Consider the following 15,415-nt stretch of genomic DNA (forward strand, 5'->3'; position numbering starts at 1 on the left):
TGCACTCTTGTTGTGGTGGTCGGTCATTGCGAAAGCGGCGCCAGTTGCAACTGCGCAGCGGTCTGGTTCAGCGCATCGAGCACCGCCGGCGACAGGCCCAGGCCCTCGCGCAACGCCTGCTCGCGCAGTTTCAGCCCGGCCTGGCCCGGCAGGCGCACCGGGCGCTGCGGGTCGAGCGGACGGCTGGCCAGCACCAACTGGCCAAGGAAGCTGCTCTCGGCGGTAAAGGCCTCAAGCCCGCCGAAGAAGCGCGGGTCGATTACCACTGCGGTGGCCGAGGCGCCCCACTGCTGCGGCGCGTCCTTGCGCCCGTGCCCGGCCAGGCCCGAGGTCAGCGCCTCGACCAGCAGGGCCAGGGCAAAGCCCTTGTGCCCGAAGGCCTGCCCGCCCAATGGCAGCAGGCTGCCCTGGGGCGTGGTGAAGAAGTCGCGCGGGTCGTTGCTCGGCGTGCCGTCGTTACTCATCAGCACGGCGTGGGGCAAGGTGGTGCCGGCATCGCGGCACTGGCCCACCAGGCCCAGGGTGACGCTGGACATGCTCACATCCAGCAGGATCGGCTCGCCCTGGGTCGGAATACCCGCGGCAATCGGGTTGGGGGTGTAGATCGGGTCGATGCCGCCCTGGGCGCACACCAGCCCCACCGACGGGTCGGAGGAATACAGCAGGGCCACCAGGCCACGGTCGGTGTAGGGCTTGAGGTAGGCCGCCAGGCAGCCGATGTGCGAGGCACGGCGCACCACCGAGATGCCGATACCCTGCGCCTGGGCACCCTGCGCGGCGCATGCCAGGGCACGCTCTACGCAGTACGGGCCCAGCACGTAGTGGCCGTCGAACAGCGTGGCGATGCCGCTGCCCTGCAGGTGTTCGAGGTCGGCGGCACGTGCCTTGACCTCACCGCGCTGTACGCCACCGACATAGCGGCTGACCAGGTTCAGACCGTGGGTGCGGTGCCCCAGCAGCTCGCCCTCGAGCAGCACGCGGGTCACCACCCGGGCCACCTCGGCGTCGGCCCCGGCACCCTCGAACAACTGTTCGACGAACCGGGTCAACGTGGCCGTGTCGTAGCGCCGGGCCTCAGACATCGCCCAGGCCCTGGCGGCTGTACTGGCCATCGACCAGGCGCTGGATACCCAGCGGGTTGGCGTCCTTGAGGGCGTCCGGCAGCAGCGCGTCGGGCACGTTCTGGTAGCACACCGGGCGCAGGAAGCGGTCGATGGCCAGGGTGCCGACCGAGGTGCCGCGGGCATCGGAGGTGGCCGGGTACGGGCCGCCGTGCACCATCGCGTCACACACCTCCACACCGGTGGGGTAGCCGTTGACCAGCACGCGGCCGACCTTGTCTTCGAGCACGCCGAACAGCTGGGCGAAGGCCGGCAGGTCGTCACCGTCGGCCAGTAGCGTGGCGGTGAGCTGGCCACGCAGGGCGCTGACGGCGCGCAGCAGCTCGGCGGCGTCGGCCACCTGGATCACGATGGTGCAGGGGCCGAACACCTCTTCCTGCAGCAGTTCGTCGTGTTCCAGCAGCAGGCTGACATCGGCGCCGAACAGCTGCGGCTGGGCCTGGTTGCCGGCTTGTGCCTGGCCGCTCAGGTGCTGGATGCCGGGGTGCGCCAGCAGTGCCTGCAGGCCCTTGCCATAGCTGGCCAGGGTGCCGGCGTTGAGCATGGTCTGCGGCGCCTGTTCGGCCAGGTGGCCGCCCAGTTGCTCGATGAAGGTGGTGAAGGCCGGCGAGCGGATGCCCAGCACCAGGCCCGGGTTGGTACAGAACTGGCCACAGCCCTGCACCACCGAGGCGGCCAGTTCCCTGGCCATCTGCGCACCACGGCTGGCCAGTGCCTGCGGCAGCGCCAGTACCGGGTTGATGCTCGACATCTCGGCAAATACCGGGATCGGCTGCGGCCGCGCCGCCGCCATGTCGCACAGGGCACGGCCGCCCTTGAGCGAACCGGTGAAGCCCACGGCCTGGATGCCGGGGTGCTTGACCAGCGCCTCGCCCACCCCGCCACCGAAGATCATGTTGAACACGCCGGCCGGCATGCCGGTTTTGTCGGCCGCACGCAGCAGCGCCTCAGCCACGCGCTCGGCAGTGGCCATGTGGCCACTGTGGGCCTTGAACACCACCGGGCAACCGGCTGCCAGCGCTGCGGCGGTGTCGCCGCCAGCGGTGGAGAATGCCAGCGGGAAGTTGCTGGCGCCGAACACCGCCACCGGGCCCACGCCGATGCGGTACTGGCGCAGGTCCGGACGTGGCAGCGGCGTGCGCTCGGGCAGCGCCTGGTCGATGCGCGCACCGTAGAAGTCGCCACGGCGCAGCACCTTGGCGAACAGGCGCATCTGGCCGCTGGTGCGACCGCGCTCCCCCTGGATGCGTGCGCTTGGCAGCGCGGTTTCGCGGCAGGTCAGCGCCACGAAGTCCTCGCCCAGGGCGTCGAGTTCATCGGCAATGGCGTCGAGAAATTCGGCCCGGCGCACGGCCGGCAGGCTGCGAAACACCGGGAAGGCCGCGCTGGCACCGGCAACGGCGCTGTCGACTTCGCCCAGGGTGGCCTGGTGGAAACCGCCCGGCAGGCGTTCGCCGGTGTGGGCGTCGACGCTGTAGACCAGGGTGTCGCCCAGGGCGCTGCGCTGGCCTGCGATGAAGTTGTGTCCGGAAAAGCTCATGTGCATTTCGCCTCTGTAAGGGTGCGGAAAGGTCAATCAGGTCACGGCGCCGATCTGCCACGGCACGAACTCGTTCTGCCCGTAGCCGTGTTGCTCGCTCTTGCTGCGCTGGCCCGATGCGATGCGCAGCATCTGTTCGAAGATGTAGGCGCCGCGTTCTTCAATGCTGGTGGAACCGTCGGCAATGCCGCCGCAGTTCACGTCCATGTCTTCTTCCTGGTGCTCGAACACCCGGTTGTTGGTGGCCAGCTTGATCGACGGCGCCGGGGCGCAGCCGTAGGCCGAACCGCGACCGGTGGTGAAGGCGATCAGGTTGGCGCCGCCGGCGACCTGGCCGGTGGCCGACACCGGGTCGTAGCCGGGGGTGTCCATGAACACCAGCCCCTTGGCGCGCACGGCCTCGGCGTACTGGTACACGTCCACCAGGTTGCTGGAGCCGGCCTTGGCCACGGCGCCCAGGGATTTTTCGAGAATGGTGGTGAGGCCGCCGGCCTTGTTGCCGGCCGAGGGGTTGTTGTTGAGCTCGGCGTTCATGCGCTGGCAGTAGTCTTCCCACCAGTGGATGCGCGCGATCAGCTTCTCGCCCACTTCGCGACTGACCGCACGGCGCGTCAGCAGGTGCTCGGCGCCGTAGATTTCCGGGGTTTCGGACAGGATCGCGGTGCCGCCCGCAGCCACCAGGCGGTCTACCGCATTGCCCAGCGCGGGGTTGGCGGTGATGCCCGAATAGCCGTCGGAACCGCCGCATTGCAGGCCCACGATCAGGTGCCGGGCGCTGACCGGCTCGCGGCGCACCTGGTTGGCGTCGGCCAGCAGCGCCTTGACCTGCTCGATACCGGCGGCGATGGTCTTGGAGGTGCCGCCAATGCCCTGGATGGTGAACGCGCGCAACTGGGCGCCGGCGGTCAGCCCCTGGGTCTGCATCAGGCTTTCGATCTGGTTGGTCTCGCAGCCCAGGCCGATGATCAGCACGGCGGCGAAGTTGGGGTGCACGGCATAGCCGCCCAGGGTGCGGCGCAGCAGGCCCAGGGCTTCGCCGCTGGGGTCGACCGCGCAACCGGCACCGTGGGTCAGGGCCACCACGCCATCGACGTTGGGGTAGTCGACCAGCGCCTCGGGGTGGATATCGCGGCGAAAATGGTCGGCCACGGCACGGGCAACGGTCGCCGAGCAGTTCACCGAGGTCAGGATGCCCACGTAGTTGCGGGTGGCCACCCGCCCGTCGGCACGCACGATGCCTTCGAAGAAGGCTTCCCTGGCCGGCACGCTGTGGGCGTCTTCGCCAAAGGCGTAGTCACGGGCGAAGTCGCCCATCTCCACGTTGTGCACATGCACGTGTTCGCCGGCCTCGATGGGCTGCGAGGCAAAACCGATGATCTGGCCATAGCGGCGCAGCGCCTCGCCCTGCTCCACGCGCTGGCTGGCCACCTTGTGCCCCGAAGGGATCGACTGGCGCACGGTGACCGCCTCGGCGTCCAGGTGCAGGCCCTCGGGCAGCACCTGGCGGGCGATCAGCACGTTGTCCAGCGGGTTGAGGCGGATGACCGCAGGGTCTTCGCTGCTGCGGGTTCTGGCAATCAGGTGCATGGGACCTCTCAGGGCGCTACGGCAAGCTTCTTGTTATGGCATCACGCCCGTCTTGTGCGGGCGAATCTGCACCAACTGTAAGGAGCCGGCCGGCGTATTCCCAATGAGATGATCCGATCAAGCGATAACCCTGGGTTATCGAAGTGCGAATTCTCGTTTCATTTATAGATCGTTTTATGACCCTCGGCTTGACGGCGCTGGCGGGCGAAGTCCAGCAGGATATCGGCGAACACCTGCGCCGAGCCGGTCAGCGGCTGGTCCTTGCGGGTGATGATGCCGTACTCCAGCGGTGCCAGGTGCAGCGGGGTCTGCAGCTCGCGAAACTGACCGCTGGCCAGCTGCGCCGCCACCATCGAGCGCGGCAGCATGGCGATCATCGGCCCCGACTGCAGCAGTTGCAGGAACATCGGCATCGAGATGGTATCCACGCTGTCGGCGGGGGTGGCGATGTTGGCAGCGCGAAACGCCCGCTCCAGGCGGTCGCGGATCGGCGTGCCGACCGGGTACAGCACCCACGGCCAGTCGCCCAGGGCCTCCAGCGGCGTGACCTCGAGCTGGTTGAGCGGGTGGCTGCTGTTGACCACCAGGCAGAAGGGCTCCGGCTCCAGTGCCTGGAAGTCGAACAACTGGGCGAAACGCGGTTCGGTGAAGCGCCCGATCATCAGGTCGAGCTTGTTCTGTTCGAGCATCGCCAGCAGGTAGTCGCTGGACTGCTCCACCACTTCTATCGACAGCAGCGGGCTGCGCGCCTTGATCGCGGCAATGGCCTGGGGCAGCACCACCGAGGTGGCGGCGAAGATGCCGCCCACCTTGATGAAGCCGTGGCCGCCCTTGCGCAGGCGATTGACCTGGTCGACGAAGGTGTGCGAGTCGGCCAGCGCGTTCTGCGCATAGCGCACCACGTACTCGCCCAGCTCGGTGGGCGGCATGCTGCGCGGCAGGCGTTCGAACAGGGCAAAGCCGAACTGCTCCTCGAGGTCGCGCAGCATCTTGCTCAGGGCCGGCTGGCTGAGGTTCATGCGCGAGGCGGTGGCATGCATGTTGCGCGTGCGCGCCAGGGTGTCGATCAGCACCAGGTGTTTGAAGCGCACCCAGTTGCAGAAGCTGGAATGGGTAATGTCCGAGGGCATCGGCTCAGTGCCTCCTGAAGGTGGCGGCGCAGGTCATGTCATTGCGCCCGCAGGTAATGCAGCAGGGTGTTCAGCGCCACCGAGCGTGGGCGCGAACGCAGGGTCAGCAGGCCCAGGTTGACCATGCTGATGGGCAGCTCCACCGGCAGGATGGCGACCATGCCATAGCGCGCATAATGCTCGGCCACGTCGTTGGGCACCACCGCGATCATATCGGAGGCTTCGAGCATGGCGGTGGTGGCCAGGATCGAGGCGGTCTCGACGATGTCCAGCGACTGCACCATGCCGCCGGCCTGCAGCGCGCTTTCCACGCGACGGCGCATGGGGCTGCCGAGCGGGTGCAGGATCCAGGTGAGGCTGACCAGGTCGGCCAGTTGCAGCGCCGCGGCGCCGGCCAGCGGGTGCCCTGCCCTGGCGATCACGCGCATCTGCTCGCCGATGTCGAACAGCTCGATGTCCAGGTCCTGGCTGTCACCCTGGTCGGGCAGGCGCCCGAGCACCACGTCGAAGTCGCCGCGCAGCAGCGCCGGCAGCAAGGTGTCGCTGGTGCCCACCTCGATGCTGATGCGCACCTTGGGGTGGTCGCGCTTGTAGGCCAGCACCGCGCCGGTCAGCAGGCGCGGCACCGGGCCCATCACCGTGCCCACCCGCACCAGGCCCATGGCACCGCGGGCCAGTTCGGCGATCTGCGCCTGGGCGTGCTCGAACTCGTGCAGCGCGCCCTGGGCATAGCGGATCATCACCTCGCCATACAGGGTGGGCTGCATGCCCCGGGGCAGGCGCTCGAACAGGCGTACGCCCAGGCGCTCCTCCAACTGCTGCAACAGCAGGCTCGCCGCCGGTTGGGTGGTGTGCATGGCCGCTGCGGCGCGGCGCAGGTTGCCGAACTCGCCCAGGGCGTTGAGCAAGGTGATCTGGCGGCTGGAAATTTTCAGCGCGCCGAGGCTGCGTGGCAGCAGCGGATCGGCTTCAGGGCTCGCAGACATATCGAATTCGGTATCCCTGGTTAGGAAACCGCGATTATGCACGTATCGCTCGGCAACCTACAGTCGGGACTCCAAGTGGTCACCGAGAACAAGAGCCCGCCATGAGCATTCGAATTACCCACCTGAGCGTTCGCGATATCCGTTTCCCTACCTCGCTGTCGCTCGACGGCTCCGACGCGATGAACAGCGCACCGGACTATTCGGCGTCCTACGTGGTGCTGCACACCGACAGCCCCCTGGAAGGCCACGGCCTGACCTTCACCATCGGCCGCGGCAACGAGATCTGCGTGGCCGCGATCCAGTCGCTGGCACCGATGGTGGTGGGCCTGACCCTGGAAGAGATCACCGCCGACATGGGCGCCTTCTGGCACAACTTCACCGTGGGCGACAGCCAGCTGCGCTGGCTGGGCCCGGAAAAAGGCGTGATCCACCTCGCCACCGCCGCCATCATCAATGCCGTGTGGGACCTGTGGGCCAAGCACGAAGAAAAACCGGTGTGGAAGCTGCTGGCCGACATGAGCCCCGAGCAGCTGGTGCGCTGCCTGGACTTCAGCTACGTCACCGACGTGATCACCCCCGAGGAAGCCATCGCCCTGCTGCGCCGCAATGCGCCGGGCAAGGCCGAGCGCGAGGCGCAGATGCTGCGCGAAGGCTACCCGGGCTACACCACCGCACCGGGCTGGCTGGGCTACAGCGAAGAGAAGATGCGCCAGCTGACCCGCGAGGCCGTGGCCGATGGCTGGACCCACGTGAAGCAGAAAATCGGCGCCAACCTGGAAGACGACATTCGCCGCGCCGGCATCCTGCGTGACGAGCTGGGCTGGGAACGCACCCTGATGATGGACGCCAACCAGGTGTGGGGCGTGGACGAATCGATCGAGAACATGCGCCGCCTGGCCGCCTTCGCACCGCTGTGGATCGAGGAGCCGACCAGCCCCGACGACATCCTCGGCCATGCCACCATTCGCCAGCGCATCGCGCCGATCGGCGTGGCCACCGGCGAGCACTGCCACAACCGGGTGATGTTCAAGCAGATGTTCCAGGCCGGTGCGCTGGACTTCTGCCAGCTCGACGCGGCGCGCCTGGGCGGGCTGAACGAGGTGCTGATCGTGCTGCTGATGGCGGCCAAGTACGACGTGCCGGTGTGCCCGCATGGCGGGGGTGTGGGTTTGTGCGAATACGTGCAGAATATCGCGCTGTTCGACTACATCGGCGTTTCGGCCTCGCTGCACAACCGCGTGCTGGAATACGTCGACCACCTGCACGAGCACTTCATCGACCCGGTGGTGATCCGCCGCGGCCGCTACATGCCACCACTGCGCCCCGGCTACAGCATCGAGATGCACGCCGACACCCTGGAGCGCTACCAGTACCCGAACGGCCCGGTGTGGCTGGACATCGCCCGCACCTGATCGACACCCAAGCCCGCCGCCGCGCCCTGCGCGTCGGCGGGCCGCACCATCAATACCGGGGTTAACAATAATGACAATCCTCAATACCGCGACAGCGGCGGCCGCGCCCGCCGTGCCTGCCGAACAACGCCTGAACAGCCTGCTGCTGCGCAAACTGCTGCCGCTGCTGGTCATCGTCTACGTGATGAGCTTTCTGGACCGCACCAACATTGCCCTGGCCAAGGCCAGCATGGGCATCGACCTTGGGCTGTCGGCCGCTGCCTACGGCCTGGGTGCCGGGCTGTTCTTTCTGACCTACGCGCTGGCCGAGGTGCCAAGCAACCTGATCATGCACCGGGTGGGCGCACGTTTCTGGATCACCCGCATCATGATCACCTGGGGCCTGCTGTCGGCAGGCATGGCGTTCGTGCAGGGCGAGACCTCGTTCTACATCATGCGCCTGCTGCTGGGCGTGGCCGAGGCCGGGCTGTTCCCGGGGGTGATGCTGTACCTGACCTACTGGTTCGACCGCGAACAGCGGGCACGCGCCACCGGTTACTTTTTGCTGGGCGTGTGCCTGGCCAACATCCTCAGCGGGCCGCTGGGCGGTGCGTTGCTGCAGATGGACGGTTTGCTGGGCTGGCATGGCTGGCAGTGGCTGTTCGTGATCGAAGGCCTGCCGGCAGTGGCGCTGGCGTATGTGGTGTGGAAGAAACTGCCTGACGGGCCGGCCTCGGCCAAATGGCTGTCGGAGGCCGACAAGCGCGATATCGAGCAGCGCCTGAACGCCGAAAAAGCCGCCGCGCCGCCACAGACCCGCCTGAGCCAGATGTTTCGCGACAAGCAGATCTGGCTGGCGATCGCGGTGTACTTCGTGCACCAGATCACCATCTACACGGTGATCTTCTTTCTGCCGGGCATCATCGGCACCTATGGCAACCTGTCGCCGTTCCAGATCGGCCTGCTGACCTCGGTACCGTGGATTGCCGCCGCCATTGGCGCCGCGACCTTCCCGCGCCTGGCCACCACCCCCACCCGCTGCCGGATGATCATGTTCTTCGGCTTGCTGACCATGGCGGCGGGGCTGGTGATTGCCTCGTTCTCCAACTCGTTCATCGGGCTGGTGGGCTTTTCGCTGACGGCGCTGATGCTGTTCGTGGTGCAATCGATCATCTTCGTGTTCCCGTCCAGCCGCCTGAGCGGCAGTGCACTGGCGGCGGGGCTGGCGTTCGTGACCATGTGCGGGCTGTTCGGCGGGTTCGTCGGGCCGTCGGTGATGGGGTTGATCGAGCAGACCACCGGCAGCACGCGCAACGGGCTGTGGGTGATCGCCGGCCTGCTGGTGCTGGCGGCGCTGATCAGCACGCGGTTGCGTCAGGGGCAGGAGGAGAAGGCTCAGGCCTGATCGGGTATCGGTTACGCGCTCATTCGCCGGCAAGGCCGGCTCCTACGGGTTTGTGCATCTGCATGTAGGAGCCGGCCTTGCCGGCGAATGGCGTTCATATCATTCCGAATGATAGTTACCTTCGCCCCATTCGATTCGTTGTTAATAGTTACAAATCGCAGAATCCGCCCACTCTCAATACATTGGCGGATCTATCCATGGAACACTCACTCAAACCCTTGCGCTATCCCCTTGCTGCCCTGGCACTGGTGGTGATGAGTGCCTGTGGTCGTACCCCGGAGGCCCCGCAAGCGCCCGGTGCGCCGAAAGTCACGGTGGCCAAGGTGCTGGAGCAGCCCATCAACGAATGGGACGAGTTCACCGGCCGCCTCGAAGCCCCCGAAACCGTCGAAGTACGCCCGCGCGTTTCCGGCCAGATCGACCAGGTAGCCTTCACCGAAGGTGCCCAGGTCAAGAAAGGCGACCTGCTGTTCCAGATCGATCCGCGCCCGTTCCAGGCTCAGGTACGCCAACTTGAAGCCCAACTGCAACAAGCCCGCGCCACCGCCACCCGCAGCCAGACCGAAGCCCAGCGCGGCGAGCGCCTGCGCAGCAGCAACGCGATTTCCGCCGAACTCGCCGAGTCGCGCACCAGTGCCGCCGCCGAAGCCCGCGCCGGGGTGGCCGCGATCCAGGCGCAGCTGGACCTGGCCAGGCTGAACCTGAGCTTCACCCGCGTGACCGCGCCCATCAGCGGCCGTGTCAGCCGCGCCGAGTTCACCGCCGGCAACATCGTCACCGCCGATGTCACCGCGCTCACCAGCGTGGTGTCCACCGACAAGGTCTACGCCTACTTCGACGCCGACGAGCGCGTGTACCTCAAGTACACCCAGCTGGCCCGCGACGGCCAGCGCGGCCAGAGCACCCCGGTGTACCTGGGCCTGTCCAACGAAACCGGCAACCCGCACCTGGGCCAGATGAACTTCGTCGACAACCAGGTCAACCCCAAGACCGGCACCATTCGCGGTCGCGCGGTGTTCGACAACAGCGACGGCCAGTTCACCCCCGGGCTGTACGCGCGCCTGAAACTGGTCGGCAGCGCCACCTATTCGGCCGTGCTGATCAACGACGAGGCCGTGGGCACCGACCTGGGCAAGAAGTTCGTGCTGGTGATGGACAAGGACAACAAAGCCGATTACCGCGCCGTGGAGCTGGGCCCCAAACTCGAAGGCCTGCGTATCGTGCGCAGCGGCCTGAGCAAGGAAGACCGCATCGTGGTCAAGGGCCTGCAGCGTGTACGCCCTGGCTCGCCGGTCAGCCCTGAAGAAACCCCGATGGCCAGCGACACCACCCTCGCCGCCCTCGCCCAGCAACGCCAGGCCCTGGAAGCCAGCACCCCGAGCAAGCCGGTCACGGTCAAGCTCGCCAGTGCCGCGGCACCACGCGGTTAAGGGACCAGACCGATGAATTTTTCCCAGTTCTTCATTACCCGGCCGATCTTCGCCGCCGTGCTGTCGCTGCTGATCCTGATCGCCGGCAGCATCTCGCTGTTCCAGCTGCCGATCAGCGAATACCCCGAGGTGGTACCGCCCACCGTGGTGGTGCGCGCCAACTTCCCCGGTGCCAACCCCAAGGTGATCGGCGAAACCGTGGCCGCGCCGCTCGAGCAGGCCATCACCGGTGTCGAGAACATGCTGTACATGTCCTCGCAGTCCACCGCCGACGGCAAGATCACCCTGACCATCACCTTCGCCCTGGGCACCGACCTGGACAACGCGCAGGTGCAGGTGCAGAACCGTGTGACCCGCACCCAGCCCAAGCTGCCCGAGGAAGTCACGCGTATCGGTATCACCGTCGACAAGGCCTCGCCCGACCTGACCATGGTGGTGCACCTGACCTCGCCGGACAACCGCTACGACATGCTCTACCTGTCCAACTACGCGATCCTCAACATCAAGGACGAGCTGGCTCGCCTGGGTGGCGTGGGTGACGTGCAGCTGTTCGGCATGGGCGACTACTCGCTGCGCGTATGGCTGGACCCGAACAAGACCGCCTCGCGCAACCTGACTGCCAGCGACGTGGTGGCTGCCATTCGCGAGCAGAACCGCCAGGTGGCCGCCGGCCAGCTCGGTTCGCCGCCCGCCCCCGGGGCCACCAGCTTCCAGCTGTCGGTCAACACCCAGGGCCGCCTGGTGAGCGAAGAGGAATTCGAGAACATCATCATCCGCTCCGGCGCCGACGGTGAAATCACCCGCCTCAAGGACATCGCCCGGGTGGAGCTGGGCTCCAGCCAGTACGCCCTGCGTTCGCTGCTCAACAATCAGCCGGCGGTGGCGATCCCGATCTTCCAGCGCCCTGGCTCCAACGCCATCGAGATCTCCGACGAAGTACGCGCCAAGATGGCCGAGCTGAAGAAGGACTTCCCCGAGGGCATGGACTACAGCATCGTCTATGACCCCACCGTGTTCGTGCGCGGCTCGATCGAAGCGGTGGTGCACACCCTGTTCGAGGCGCTGATCCTGGTGGTGCTGGTGGTGATCCTGTTCCTGCAGACCTGGCGCGCCTCGATCATCCCGCTGGTGGCGGTACCGGTCTCGCTGATCGGCACCTTTGCGGTGATGCACCTGTTCGGCTTCTCGCTCAACGCGCTGTCGCTGTTCGGGCTGGTGCTGGCCATCGGTATCGTGGTGGACGACGCCATCGTGGTGGTGGAGAACGTGGAGCGCAACATCGAGCTGGGGCTCAACCCGCTGGAGGCGACCAAGCGCGCCATGAGCGAAGTGACCGGGCCGATCATCGCCACCGCGCTGGTGCTGTGTGCGGTGTTCATCCCGGCGGCGTTCATCTCCGGCCTGACCGGGCAGTTCTACAAGCAGTTCGCCTTGACCATCGCGATTTCCACGGTGATCTCGGCGTTCAACTCGCTGACCCTGTCGCCGGCGCTGGCTGCGGTGTTGCTCAAGGGCCATCACGCCCCCAAGGACCGCTTCTCGAAACTGCTCGACCGCCTGCTCGGCGGCTGGCTGTTCAAGCCGTTCAACCGCTTCTTCGAGCGTGCCAGCCATGGCTACGTGGGCACCGTGGGCCGCGTGATCCGCAGCAGCGGCATCGCCCTGTTCGTGTACGCCGGGCTGATGGTGCTGACCTGGATGGGCTTTGCCGCCACCCCGACCGGTTTCGTGCCCGCTCAGGACAAGCAGTACCTGGTGGCCTTCGCGCAACTGCCGGATGCGGCCAGCCTTGACCGCACCGAATCGGTCATCAAGAAGATGAGCGAGTTCGCCCTCAAGCAACCGGGTGTGGCCGACTCCATCGCCTTCCCGGGCCTGTCGATCAACGGGTTCACCAACAGCCCCAACAGCGGCATCGTGTTCGTCGCACTCAAGTCGTTCGACCAGCGCAAGGACCCCAGCCAGTCGGCCGCGGCGATTGCCGCCACGTTGAACGCGCAGTACGCCGACATCCAGGAAGCCTACATCGCGATCTTCCCGCCACCGCCGGTTCAGGGGCTGGGTACCATCGGCGGTTTCCGCCTGCAGATCGAAGACCGTGGCAACCTGGGCTACGAGGCGCTGTACAAGGAAACCCAGAACATCATCGCCAAGAGCCACAACGTGCCGGAGCTGGCCGGGCTGTTCACCAGCTACCAGGTGAATGTGCCGCAGGTGGATGCCGCCATCGACCGTGAGAAGGCCAAGACCCACGGTGTGGCGATCAACGATATCTTCGACACCCTGCAGATCTACCTGGGCTCGCTGTACGCCAACGACTTCAACCGCTTTGGCCGTACCTACCAGGTCAACGTGCAGGCCGAGCAGCAGTTCCGCCTGGATGCCGAGCAGATCGGCCAGCTCAAGGTGCGCAACAACCAGGGCGAGATGATCCCGCTGGCGACCTTCATCAAGGTCAGCGACACCTCCGGGCCGGACCGCGTGATGCACTACAACGGCTTCATCACCGCCGAGATCAACGGTGGCGCAGCACCCGGCTACAGCTCCGGCCAGGCCGAACAGGCCATGGCAAAACTGCTCAAGGAAGAGCTGCCCAACGGCATGACCTTCGAATGGACCGAGCTGACCTATCAGCAGATCCTGGCCGGCAACACCGCGCTGTTCGTGTTCCCGCTGTGCGTGCTGCTGGCGTTCCTGGTACTGGCTGCCCAGTACGAGAGCTGGAGCCTGCCGCTGGCGGTGATCCTGATCGTGCCGATGACCCTGCTGTCGGCCATTACCGGGGTGATCCTGTCCGGTGGCGACAACAACATCTTCACCCAGATCGGCCTGATCGTACTGGTGGGGCTGGCGTGCAAGAACGCGATTCTTATCGTCGAGTTCGCCAAGGACAAGCAGGCCGAAGGGCTCGACCCGCTGGCTGCGGTGCTGGAAGCCTGCCGGCTGCGGCTGCGCCCGATCCTGATGACCTCGTTCGCCTTCATCATGGGTGTGGTACCGCTGGTGTTCTCCTCCGGGGCCGGCGCCGAAATGCGCCATGCCATGGGTGTGGCGGTGTTCTCCGGGATGATCGGGGTGACGATTTTCGGCCTGTTGCTGACCCCGGTGTTCTTTGTGTTGATCCGTCGTTATGTAGAGCGCAGCGAGGCCCGCAAGGCGGCCCGCCAGCTGCAGCTGGAGAACCAGGCATGAACCACTTGAAACTGTGGGCACCGAGCCTGCTGGTGCTGGCCCTGGCCGCCTGTGCGGTCGGCCCGGACTACCAGGCCCCGCACACCGACGCCGCGCACCTGGCGGCGGCCGATGCGCAGGAGGCCAAGGCGGCCTTCGACCGCACCCGCTTCGATGCGATCTGGTGGCGTCAGTTCGACGACCCGGTCCTCAACCAGCTGGTGAGCCAGTCGCTGGCCGACAACCGCGAGCTGCGCGTGGCGTTTGCGCGCCTGAAGGCGGCGCGGGCGATTCGTGACGATGTGAGCAACGATGCACTGCCCACCGTCACCAGCCGCGCCAGCAGCGACCTGGGCAAGGGTCAGATACCTGGCCAGACCGACCGCCGGGTCAACAGCGAGCGCTACGACCTGGGCCTGGACATGGCCTGGGAGCTTGACCTGTTCGGCCGCATTCAGCGCCAGCTGGAAGCCAGCGAGGCGCAGGAGGCCGCGGCCCAGGCCGACCTGCAACAATTGCAGGTGAGCCTGATTGCCGAGCTGGTTGATGCTTATGGACAACTGCGTGGTGCGCAGTTGCGCGAGAAGATAGCCCTGGCCAACCTCAAGACCCAGCAGGATTCGCGCGGCATTACCGAAACCCTGCGTGATGCAGGGGTTGGCAACGAACTGGACGTGGTGCGCGCCGATGCGCGCCTGGCGGCGGTAGAGGCCAGCGTGCCGCAGCTGCAGGCCGAGCAGGTGCGTGCGCGCAACCGCATCGCCACCTTGCTGGGGCAGCGGCCGGATGCGTTGAGTGTCGACCTGTCGCCGGCGCAGTTGCCGGCGATTGCCAAGGCCCTGCCGATTGGCGACCCGGGCGAACTGCTCAAGCGTCGCCCGGATGTGCGCAGTGCCGAGCGCCAGCTGGCGGCGGCCACGGCGAATGTGGGGGTGGCCACGGCCGACCTGTTCCCGCGGGTGAGCCTGAGCGGCTTCCTGGGCTTTACCGCAGGGCGTGGTTCGCAGTTGGGGTCGAGTGCGGCGCAGGCGTGGGCACTGGGCCCGAGCATCACCTGGGCGGCGTTCGACCTGGGCAGTGTGCGGGCGCGTCTGCGCGGCGCGAATGCCGAGGCCGAGGGTGCGTTGGCGACCTATGAGCAGCAGGTGCTGCTGGCGTTGGAAGAGTCGGAGAATGCGTTCAGCGATTACGCCAAGCGTCAGCAACGGCTGATGGCGCTGCTGCGCCAGAGCGAGGCGAGCCGCAAGGCGGCGGACCTGGCGTCGATTCGTTACCGCGAGGGTACGGTGGATTACCTGGTGCTGCTGGATGCCGAGCGTGAACGGCTTACTGCCGAGGACGCGCAGGCGTTGGGCGAGGTGGACCTGTATCGCGGGATCGTTGCGATCTACAAGGCACTCGGTGGTGGCTGGCAGACCGACAGCGTGGCTGCGGCGAACTGATTCAGAGCTCCTTTGGTTGGTTAGCACCGACCACTTTGCCCCGCCATTGGCGGGGCTTTTTTTGTGGCCTTGCGGGCCTCTTCGCCGGCACATCTGCCTTCTTTGCCCTTGAAATGCGGCGGGCCCCTTCGCCGGCAAGGCCGGCTCCTACACAGGTCACGGTAAACCTGTAGGAGCCGGCCTTGCCGGCGAAGGGGCCCGCCAGAACGCTA

General features: G+C 66.6%; 10 protein-coding genes. 5 read left to right on the top strand and 5 right to left on the bottom strand.

The genetic code is table 11. The features are described 5' to 3' along the window. Window positions 1–23: 23 nt before the first annotated feature. The 5 genes from V9K84_RS10185 to V9K84_RS10205 form a co-directional block, all read right to left on the bottom strand. Window positions 24–1,082, bottom strand: coding sequence for an Ldh family oxidoreductase (locus V9K84_RS10185; RefSeq protein ID WP_054914328.1), 1,059 nt, complete (start codon window positions 1,080–1,082; stop codon window positions 24–26). Further along, window positions 1,075–2,661, bottom strand: coding sequence for an aldehyde dehydrogenase (NADP(+)) (locus tag V9K84_RS10190; protein WP_088514457.1), 1,587 nt, complete (start codon window positions 2,659–2,661; stop codon window positions 1,075–1,077). The genes V9K84_RS10185 and V9K84_RS10190 overlap by 8 nt, the downstream gene beginning before the upstream one ends. Window positions 2,662–2,697: 36 nt before the next feature. Then, window positions 2,698–4,248 (bottom strand): altronate dehydratase family protein, encoded by a 1,551-nt coding sequence (locus V9K84_RS10195; protein WP_088514415.1) that lies wholly within the window; start codon window positions 4,246–4,248, stop codon window positions 2,698–2,700. 158 nt (window positions 4,249–4,406) lie between these two features. Beyond that, on the bottom strand, window positions 4,407–5,378 hold the full coding sequence (locus V9K84_RS10200) for a LysR family transcriptional regulator (protein WP_054914326.1): 972 nt from the start codon (window positions 5,376–5,378) through the stop codon (window positions 4,407–4,409). A 38-nt stretch (window positions 5,379–5,416) separates the two neighbouring features. Then, window positions 5,417–6,364, bottom strand: coding sequence for a LysR substrate-binding domain-containing protein (locus tag V9K84_RS10205; protein WP_054914325.1), 948 nt, complete (start codon window positions 6,362–6,364; stop codon window positions 5,417–5,419). A 101-nt stretch (window positions 6,365–6,465) separates the two neighbouring features. Between V9K84_RS10205 and V9K84_RS10210 the strand changes: the two genes are divergently transcribed. The 5 genes from V9K84_RS10210 (at window position 6,466) to V9K84_RS10230 (ending at window position 15,203) form a co-directional block, all read left to right on the top strand. Then, window positions 6,466–7,776 (top strand): L-fuconate dehydratase, encoded by a 1,311-nt coding sequence (locus V9K84_RS10210; protein ID WP_043864071.1) that lies wholly within the window; start codon window positions 6,466–6,468, stop codon window positions 7,774–7,776. A 70-nt stretch (window positions 7,777–7,846) separates the two neighbouring features. Continuing rightward, the gene (locus V9K84_RS10215) at window positions 7,847–9,160 is read left to right on the top strand and encodes an MFS transporter (protein ID WP_078481163.1); all 1,314 of its coding nucleotides are present in this window, start codon (window positions 7,847–7,849) and stop codon (window positions 9,158–9,160) included. Window positions 9,161–9,357: 197 nt separating this feature from the next. Continuing rightward, a complete protein-coding gene (locus tag V9K84_RS10220; protein WP_043864073.1) occupies window positions 9,358–10,590 on the top strand; it encodes an efflux RND transporter periplasmic adaptor subunit in 1,233 nt (410 codons plus the stop codon). Between the two features lie 12 nt (window positions 10,591–10,602). After that, entirely contained in the window at window positions 10,603–13,782 is a 3,180-nt protein-coding gene (locus tag V9K84_RS10225; protein ID WP_054914324.1) for an efflux RND transporter permease subunit, read from the top strand. After that, entirely contained in the window at window positions 13,779–15,203 is a 1,425-nt protein-coding gene (locus tag V9K84_RS10230; RefSeq protein ID WP_043864075.1) for a TolC family protein, read from the top strand. The genes V9K84_RS10225 and V9K84_RS10230 overlap by 4 nt, the downstream gene beginning before the upstream one ends. Window positions 15,204–15,415: the final 212 nt, after the last annotated feature.

Source organism: Pseudomonas sp. AE27 (assembly GCF_037113495.1).
Classification (GTDB): Bacteria; Pseudomonadota; Gammaproteobacteria; order Pseudomonadales; family Pseudomonadaceae; genus Aquipseudomonas; species Aquipseudomonas palmensis.

Coding starts and splice junctions, on each gene's coding strand:
- V9K84_RS10220 (WP_043864073.1), top strand. CDS start 9,358: ATGGAACACTCACTCAAACCCTTGCGCTATCCCCTTGCTGCCCTGGCA.
- V9K84_RS10185 (WP_054914328.1), bottom strand. CDS start 1,082: ATGTCTGAGGCCCGGCGCTACGACACGGCCACGTTGACCCGGTTCGTC.
- V9K84_RS10225 (WP_054914324.1), top strand. CDS start 10,603: ATGAATTTTTCCCAGTTCTTCATTACCCGGCCGATCTTCGCCGCCGTG.
- V9K84_RS10200 (WP_054914326.1), bottom strand. CDS start 5,378: ATGCCCTCGGACATTACCCATTCCAGCTTCTGCAACTGGGTGCGCTTC.
- V9K84_RS10190 (WP_088514457.1), bottom strand. CDS start 2,661: ATGAGCTTTTCCGGACACAACTTCATCGCAGGCCAGCGCAGCGCCCTG.
- V9K84_RS10215 (WP_078481163.1), top strand. CDS start 7,847: ATGACAATCCTCAATACCGCGACAGCGGCGGCCGCGCCCGCCGTGCCT.
- V9K84_RS10210 (WP_043864071.1), top strand. CDS start 6,466: ATGAGCATTCGAATTACCCACCTGAGCGTTCGCGATATCCGTTTCCCT.
- V9K84_RS10195 (WP_088514415.1), bottom strand. CDS start 4,248: ATGCACCTGATTGCCAGAACCCGCAGCAGCGAAGACCCTGCGGTCATC.
- V9K84_RS10205 (WP_054914325.1), bottom strand. CDS start 6,364: ATGTCTGCGAGCCCTGAAGCCGATCCGCTGCTGCCACGCAGCCTCGGC.
- V9K84_RS10230 (WP_043864075.1), top strand. CDS start 13,779: ATGAACCACTTGAAACTGTGGGCACCGAGCCTGCTGGTGCTGGCCCTG.